Below are 7,079 nucleotides of genomic sequence, written 5' to 3' on the forward strand. Positions count from 1 at the left end.
GCACGAGGGTGACTGAGACCCTGAAGCCCGTCGAGGACATGATCGACGATTCCCCCGTCGTCGACGTGCGTGAGCAGTTCGAGCAGTTCCGGGAGATCCTCGCCGAGTTGAAGGCGAAGATCGAGTCGCGGTTCGAGTTGACCCGTGACCCGTCCACCGTGGAGCTCGACAGCTACGGCACGAACGACGGTGGCCGGGGTTCGCTCGAGGGCTACACCGGCCCGGAGATCGACTGGATGGTGCACTCCTGGCTGGGCAACCCCAACGCCAGCTTCGCCAACCTCCACCTGACCGTCTGGCTCGGCCCGCAGGTCAAGGTGCCGCACCTGGGCATCGCGCTGCTGCTCTGGCCGGAGGGCTGGTTCTACGTCGACTCCGTCTCCCGGGTCAACCTGATGGCCGACGGCGAGTACTTCGACAAGTACTACGAGCCGGTCAACGAGCAGTGGCTCGCCGACCGCGCCAACTCCGAGTTCGTGCCCTTCGTCAGCCGGGCCGGCTTCGTCCGGGCCAGCCTCTCGCCGACGGCGTACTGCGCGTCGTTCAAGAACAGTGACGAGAACCGGGACGTGGTCCGCCGCGTCCTCAACGACCACGTCGACCGCTGGCTGCAGTGGGTCGACGAGGCCGAGCCGGTGCCGGCCGAGGAGCGTGCCGCCCTCGCCGAGACCGACCTGCTGATGCGCCGCAACATCGCCGAGCGCGACCCGGCGAACGTTCTCGGTGAGCGGCTGCTCGGCGTCGACCTGACCAACAAGCTGGTCCGTGGCCTCTGGGGCGGCGACCGCGAACTTCCCCGGCCCGGGTTGTCGTGACCGGGAACCTGCCGGTGGCCGGTGCGGTCCGCTCACTCTGGTGGGCGGCCCGCATCCCGGGTGCGCGGGCGCCGTTCGACACGGCGAGCCTGCGCGTGTACTACCCGGCCCGCCCCACCGGTAGCGACGCGGAACGGCTCAGCGGTGTCATCCCGGCCGACCCGGCCGGTGCGCCGTACCCCGTGGTGGTGCTCGTGCCCGGCATCAACGTCGGACAGGACGGCTACCGGTGGCTCGCCACCCGGCTCGCCGCCGAGGGCTTCGTCGCGGTCACCTACGACTGGGTCGGCGAGCTCTTCGCCGGGCAGTACGGCATCACCCCCGGGGTGGACCTCGACGCGGCCCGGCCCGACGGCTACGGCAGCGCCCCCACCATCCGGTCGCTGCGGCCGGTCCTCGACGCGCTGGCGAAGATCGACGGTCCGGTGCAGGGGCTGCTCGACCTGGACCGGGTCGGGCTGATCGGCCATTCCGCCGGCGGCACCGTCTCGCTGCAGTCCGCGCGGTTCTTCCCTGAGGTGAAGGCCGTCGCGACCTACGGCGCGCACAACATGGTGGCCACCATGCTGGGCTGGCCGGCGGGGAGCATCCCACCCGCGCAGGTCGACTCGGCGGTCATGCTGGTCGTCGGCTCCGCCGACGGCGTGATGAACGGATCGGCCGACCGGTACGGCGAGGACGCGGCGACCCGGGCCGACCCGGTGACCCGCACCTTCGACGAGGCGCTGACCGACCGTGACGGGGAGAACCTGCTGGTCCGGATCGAGGGCGCGAACCACTTCGCCATCGTCGACCCGGTCGACCACACCGCCGCGCGGGCGTTCCTCGATCAGCCGGGCGAGGCGGACCCGTCCGCCGTCCGGTCCCTGCTCACCCAGCTCTACAGAGATTTCTTCCGCTACCACCTGAAGGCCGATACGGTCGCGCGCGATGCGCTCGGTCACGGTAGCGAACTCGTGTCGATTCGGCGGAGGTAAGAACATGCTCAAGAACTTCTGGTACGCGGTGGAGTTTGCCGACCGGGTCACCACCAAGCCCATCAAGGTCACCGTCCTCGGTCAGACCTTCGCGGTCTACCGGACCCCGAAGACCGGCCGTGCGGTCGTCCTCTCCGACCTCTGTGTGCACCGCGGCGCGGCGCTCTCCGGCGGTTGGACCAAGGAGGGCGAAGACTGCATCGTCTGTCCGTACCACGGCTGGGAGTTCCAGCCCGACGGCGCCGTCACCAAGATCCCGGCGAACCAGCCGGGCCGGGGCATCCCGAAGAAGGCGCGCGTCGACTCCTACCCGGTGCAGGAGAAGTACGGCTTCGTCTGGGCCTTCCTCGGCGACCTCCCCGAGGAGGAGCGGCCCCCGCTGCCCGAGTGGCCCGAGTTCGACGACCGCATCGAGAACGGCGGCAAGTACGCCATGGTGCGCGGGGAGTTCCTCTGGAAGGCCAACTACGAGCGCATCCTGGAGAACGGCTGCGACATCGCGCACGCCCCCTGGGTGCACGGTGGCGTCTTCGGCAACCGGGAGAAGCCCGAGGTTCCCGAGTACGAGATCGAGAAGCAGGACGAGTGGTCGGCCTTCGCGACCGTCGTGCAGTACCCGCCGAAGTCCAAGGGCCTCTGGTCGCTCAAGGCCAAGGGCGACAAGGACCTGCAGAAGCGCCCGCCGGTCACCACCCGCGCCGGCTGGATGCTGCCGAACATGATCAAGCTGCACGTCCAGATGTCGATGGGCGACATGATCCTGTACGACGTGAACGTCCCGATCGACGAGACGACCACGCTGGTCAAGTGGGTCCAGTTCCGCACCTTCTTCAAGGGCAAGTGGGCCAACAAGAACGCCGTCGAGCGAGTGCTGCGGATCTTCCACGAGGACGCCGCGATCGTCAACGACGTCCGTCCGGAGCTGCTCCCGTTCGACCTCGGCGCGGAGCTGCACGTCAAGAGCGACGCGATCGCCGTGCACTACCGCCGTCGCCGCCAGGAGCTGGCCGCCATGGGCTGGCTGATCGGCGCGGAGGACACCGTGATGGGTGACGTGCCCCGCCGCGAGGCGACCGTCATCCCGTCGCCGGCCCGCCGGGAGAACCCCGAGCTGGCCCGCGCCTGGGTGCACAAGGCCAAGGGCATCCACGCCACCGTGCAGGAGGCCCAGCGCATCGGCCAGGAGCGCATCACCGAGGAAGAGGGCGTGGATGCGGCAGCCGCCGCCGACGCCGAGTTCAACAAGAAGGGCACGGACAAGTGAGCCTCCCCGAGAAGCTGGTCGCCGACACCATCGAGCGGATCCTGGCCAAGCACCCCGAGCTGACCGAGGCCGAGTCGCCGTACCCGGCTCTGAGCAGCCCGATGAGCCCGGACCCGGTCGGTTCGGTCAAGATCTGGCGCAGCGAGGGCCCGGTCAAGAAGATGGTCTACGTCGGCCTGGTCGTGCCGATGATCCACCTCGACAGCCACATGGTCTTCGCCTTCACCGGCGAGGAGAGCGCGGTCCCGCACTTCACGGTCGACTCGGTGAGCGCCGGCGAGTACTACGCCTACCACCTCGACCTGATCCCGCGGGCCGACCTGGCCACCCACGTGCCGTACATGGACGAGGTGTACGGGTCGCTCACCGAGACCTACGACGCGGGCGTCGCCCGCGAGGGCGTCTCCCGCCCCGAGCTCAGCCCTCGCCAGTACGCGGTGATGTCGCCGTGGATGCTGGTGGCCCGGGCCAGCGAGGACGCCTTCAAGGCGATCTGGGAGTCCACCTTCACCTACCTCGACCAGTGGTCGGACCTGGCCGCCAAGGGCCTGACCGACGAGGTTCTCGCCTCGCTGGCCGACACCGACCTGGCCGGCCGCGACGCCGCGGTGCGGGCCAACATCTTCAGCCCGGACCTCGACCCGGTCTGGCACCGGATCGCCCGCATGCTCGGCGCGGACGTCACCGAGCGGATCCGCGCGGAGCTGGTAACGAATGGCTGACCAGCCCAGCGAATTCCAGCAGCGCATCGCCGGCGAGTGGCACGGCCGTCCGTCGCTCTTCGACGCCAACGGCGTCTGGTGCGGCTACGAGGCCATCCGCCGCTCGTCGGTGTTCGAAAACGGTGAGACGACGTACTACATGGACGGCGGGCTGGTCCAGGGCGGCCCGCTCGCCGGCCAGTTCCGCATCGGCGCGCCGTTCGCCTTCGGCGTGATCGACTCGGACGAGAACCGGATCTACACCGGGCCGGACTTCTACGGCGCGGGTCAGCCCTACGGCGGGTTCGTGGACGCGCACTACTACGGACCCGGTTGGCAGGTCGACCTGCAGACCTGGAACCAGCTCCTGCCGGACAACGAGACCCAGGTCTACTCCTCGACCCTGTTCCAGGGGTGGGCCGCGGTCGGCTGCTTCATCGGCGTCTACAAGCGGACCTTCACCGAGACCGACGAGACCCGGGCGATGGTCGCCGAGCACATCGAGGCCGAGACCCGTCGCGGACCGGTGCCGTACATCCTGCCCACCAAGCAGGCCGGCGCCTTCCGCGGACAGTGCGAACTGTGGGGGGTCGACCAGAAGCTGCGCGGCACCGTCGACGTGGAGCTGGGGATCGAGCCGATCAACCTGCTCCGCAGCAAGCGGCAGGTCAGCTGGTCCGGCGCCGGGCTCGACCGGAGCTTCACCACCGAGCAGCGCCGCGACGGCAACCGGCTCTTCTTCGAAGGGCCGGACGCCTGGGGCAACGCCCAGGCCTTCGGGCGGGGCAGCTTCGGCAACTGGCACTTCAACGACGCCGGCAAGGTCAAGAGCCGTGAGGTGACCCTGGACGCGGAGCCCGGCATGTCCGCCGGACGCCGCCTCGCCGTGGTGTACGAGATCTTCCACGGCGCGCAGCTCGATTCGGTGCTGCACGGCGTGCTGGAGTGGGAGGACGCCGCGTGAGCGGCAAGGTGGTCGTGGTGACGGGCGGGACCCGGGGCATCGGCCTCGGGCTCGTCCGCTCCTTCGCCGACCTCGGCGCGACCGTCGTCTTCTGCGGCCGCTCGGCGGCCACCGTGGAGGCGGTCGCGGCGGAGATCCCCGGCACGCTCGGGGTCACCGCCGACGTGACCTCCCGCGCGGACCTGGAGAACCTCTGGGACCGGGCGGTCGCCGCCTTCGGGCAGGTCGACATCTGGGTCAACAACGCCGGCCGGTCGCACGCCCGCAAGCCGCTCTGGCAGATCCCCGCCGCGGAGCTCGACGAGGTCATCGACCTCAACCTCGGCGGCCTCGCCCGGGCCAACGCGGTGGTGCTCGCCCGGATGGCCGAGCAGGGACACGGCGCGGTCTGGAACATGGAGGGCTACGGCTCCGACGGCATGATGCAGTCGGGGCTGACCGGCTACGGGGCCACCAAGCGGGCGGTCACCTACCTGACCGACTCCACCGCGAAGGACCTCGACGCCGCCGGGCTCGCCGAGAAGGTCACCGTGCACCACCTCTCTCCGGGGATGGTGGTCACCGACCTGCTCACCCACGACTACACGCCCGAGGAGTTCGAGAAGGTCAAGAAGATCTTCAACATCCTCGCCGACAAGGTCGAGACCGTCACGCCGTGGCTGGCGCAGCGGGTGCTCGCCGGCGGGAGCAACGGCAGCCGGGTCGCCTGGCTGACCAAGGGCAAGGCGGCCCGCCGGTTCGCCACCGCGGCGTTCAACAAGCGGGACCTCTTCGCCGAGTCGGCGGCGTCATGACCACCGCGCCGATGGTCCTGGCCGCCACCTCGGAGTACTCGCTGGCGCTGGCGCTGGAGGACTTCGTCCCCTCGCTGCTGGCGCTGGCCGGGTTCTGGTTCCTCGCCTCGGTCGCCGCCAGCGTGGTGCCCACCACGCTGACGGCCGGCCGGGTCGGTGCCGTGTTCATCGGCGCCGGTGGTCTGGCCAAGTCGTCCTGGAAGCTGATCGTCGTCACCACCGGCGCCGATCTGACCTGGCTGGAGTCGCTGCTCTTCCCGCTGATGGCGATCGGGTCGGTGATCCTGCTCTGGGCACTGTTCTCGGCACTGCGCCGGCGGGCGATCATCTGGTGGCCGTTCCTGGCCGTCCTGGTGATCTACGCCGGCTGGTGTCTCGCCGTCGAGCGGCTGCAGCCGATCTTCTTCCTCGCCACCACCGGGGTCACCCTCGTGAGCGTCTGCGGGGCGATCCTGGCCGGGCGGCAACGGGAGTGGCTGCCGGTGGTGCTCTTCGGCGTCGGCATCGCCTTCGTGGCCTGCCTGGTTCCGCTGCGCGGTCACCCCGAGCACGACACGGTGACCTTCCAGTGGATCGAGCAGTCCACCAACACCATCGCTCAGGCGGCGCTGCTCGCCGCGAGCTGGCTGACCCTGCGTGCGTACACCGTCCGCTCGCTCATCAACAGTTTCATGGAGTCGAAATGACTGACGCTCTCGGCTGGCGCCGCAAGTTCGGGGTCATCGCGCCCTCGACGAACACCATCGTCGAGCCCGAGTTCTACCAGATGACGGTTCCGGGGGTGACCGCGCACTTCTCGCGCATCCACATCCGCAACCAGGACCTGTCGAGCAACGACAACTTCGAGAACCTGCTGACCCAGATCCGCGCCGAGATCGGCTCGGCCTGCGAGCGGGTCCTGACGGCCGAGCCCGACTACATGGTCATGGGCATGTCCGCCGAGACCTTCTGGGACGGCGTCGAGGGCAACCGGCAGTTCATCAAGCAGATCAAGGACATCACCGGTCTCGAGGTCGCCACCGGCGCCGAGGCGTGCGAGCGCGCGCTGAAGCTCTACGGCGCCAAGAAGATCGGCGTCATCACGCCGTACCAGAGCATCGGTGACGAGAACGTCGTCAAGTTCTTCACCGAGCTGGGCTTCGAGGTGGCGGCGATCAAGGGCCTGAAGTGCCCGACGGCGGTCGCCATCGCCCACGTCACGCAGGACGAGCTGCGCGACGCGATCATCGAGGTCAACGCCCCCGACGTCGACGCGATCGTGCAGTGCGGCACGAACCTGTCGATGGTGACGCTGGCCGACGAGGCCGAGCGCTGGCTCGGCAAGCCGGTCATCGCGATCAACGCCGCCACCTGGTGGATGGCGCTGCGGGACAACGGCATCAACGACAAGGTCTACGGCGCGGGCTCGCTGCTGCGCGAGCACTGAGCCGGGCGGTACGCGAATCGGGGGCCCGGCGGCGGCCGGGGCCCCGCGAATGTGTGGGACGCCCGGGGGGGAGGCGGGGCGGGGGGGGTGTGTTACGGGGGGAGGGGGCCCGGCGGGGGGGGTGGGGTAAGGCCGGGG

At 69.6% G+C, this 7,079-nt stretch carries 8 protein-coding genes; all 8 read left to right on the forward strand.

Features of this window, described 5'->3' with window-relative positions:
* The first annotated feature begins 8 nt into the window (after positions 1-8).
* From ACK8GG_RS01120 to ACK8GG_RS01155, 8 genes are read left to right on the forward strand one after another with little or no spacing between them, the layout of a single operon-like run.
* Positions 9-815: an oxidoreductase gene (locus ACK8GG_RS01120; protein ID WP_440355295.1), complete on the forward strand. Its 807-nt coding sequence runs from the start codon at positions 9-11 to the stop codon at positions 813-815.
* Positions 812-1,792 carry an alpha/beta hydrolase family protein gene (locus ACK8GG_RS01125; protein WP_440352151.1) on the forward strand — a complete coding sequence of 327 codons (981 nt, stop codon included), beginning with the start codon at positions 812-814 and terminating at the stop codon, positions 1,790-1,792. The genes ACK8GG_RS01120 and ACK8GG_RS01125 overlap by 4 nt, the downstream gene beginning before the upstream one ends.
* A gap of 4 nt (positions 1,793-1,796) precedes the next feature.
* The gene (locus ACK8GG_RS01130) at positions 1,797-3,056 is read left to right on the forward strand and encodes an aromatic ring-hydroxylating dioxygenase subunit alpha (protein ID WP_440355296.1); all 1,260 of its coding nucleotides are present in this window, start codon (positions 1,797-1,799) and stop codon (positions 3,054-3,056) included.
* On the forward strand, positions 3,053-3,778 hold the full coding sequence (locus ACK8GG_RS01135) for a hypothetical protein (RefSeq protein ID WP_440352149.1): 726 nt from the start codon (positions 3,053-3,055) through the stop codon (positions 3,776-3,778). The genes ACK8GG_RS01130 and ACK8GG_RS01135 overlap by 4 nt, the downstream gene beginning before the upstream one ends.
* Positions 3,771-4,721 carry a hypothetical protein gene (locus tag ACK8GG_RS01140; protein WP_440355297.1) on the forward strand — a complete coding sequence of 317 codons (951 nt, stop codon included), beginning with the start codon at positions 3,771-3,773 and terminating at the stop codon, positions 4,719-4,721. Before ACK8GG_RS01135 ends, ACK8GG_RS01140 begins: the two co-directional genes overlap by 8 nt.
* Positions 4,718-5,515, forward strand: coding sequence for an SDR family NAD(P)-dependent oxidoreductase (locus ACK8GG_RS01145; protein WP_440355298.1), 798 nt, complete (start codon positions 4,718-4,720; stop codon positions 5,513-5,515). The genes ACK8GG_RS01140 and ACK8GG_RS01145 overlap by 4 nt, the downstream gene beginning before the upstream one ends.
* Positions 5,512-6,201: a hypothetical protein gene (locus ACK8GG_RS01150; protein WP_440352146.1), complete on the forward strand. Its 690-nt coding sequence runs from the start codon at positions 5,512-5,514 to the stop codon at positions 6,199-6,201. The genes ACK8GG_RS01145 and ACK8GG_RS01150 overlap by 4 nt, the downstream gene beginning before the upstream one ends.
* The gene (locus ACK8GG_RS01155) at positions 6,198-6,941 is read left to right on the forward strand and encodes a maleate cis-trans isomerase family protein (protein WP_440352145.1); all 744 of its coding nucleotides are present in this window, start codon (positions 6,198-6,200) and stop codon (positions 6,939-6,941) included. Before ACK8GG_RS01150 ends, ACK8GG_RS01155 begins: the two co-directional genes overlap by 4 nt.
* Positions 6,942-7,079 lie beyond the last annotated feature (138 nt).

Origin of the sequence: Melissospora conviva, from assembly GCF_049523535.1 — a bacterium.
Lineage (GTDB): Bacteria > Actinomycetota > Actinomycetes > Mycobacteriales > Micromonosporaceae > Melissospora > Melissospora conviva.

Coding starts and splice junctions, on each gene's coding strand:
- ACK8GG_RS01155 (WP_440352145.1), top strand. CDS start 6,198: ATGACTGACGCTCTCGGCTGGCGCCGCAAGTTCGGGGTCATCGCGCCC.
- ACK8GG_RS01150 (WP_440352146.1), top strand. CDS start 5,512: ATGACCACCGCGCCGATGGTCCTGGCCGCCACCTCGGAGTACTCGCTG.
- ACK8GG_RS01140 (WP_440355297.1), top strand. CDS start 3,771: ATGGCTGACCAGCCCAGCGAATTCCAGCAGCGCATCGCCGGCGAGTGG.
- ACK8GG_RS01130 (WP_440355296.1), top strand. CDS start 1,797: ATGCTCAAGAACTTCTGGTACGCGGTGGAGTTTGCCGACCGGGTCACC.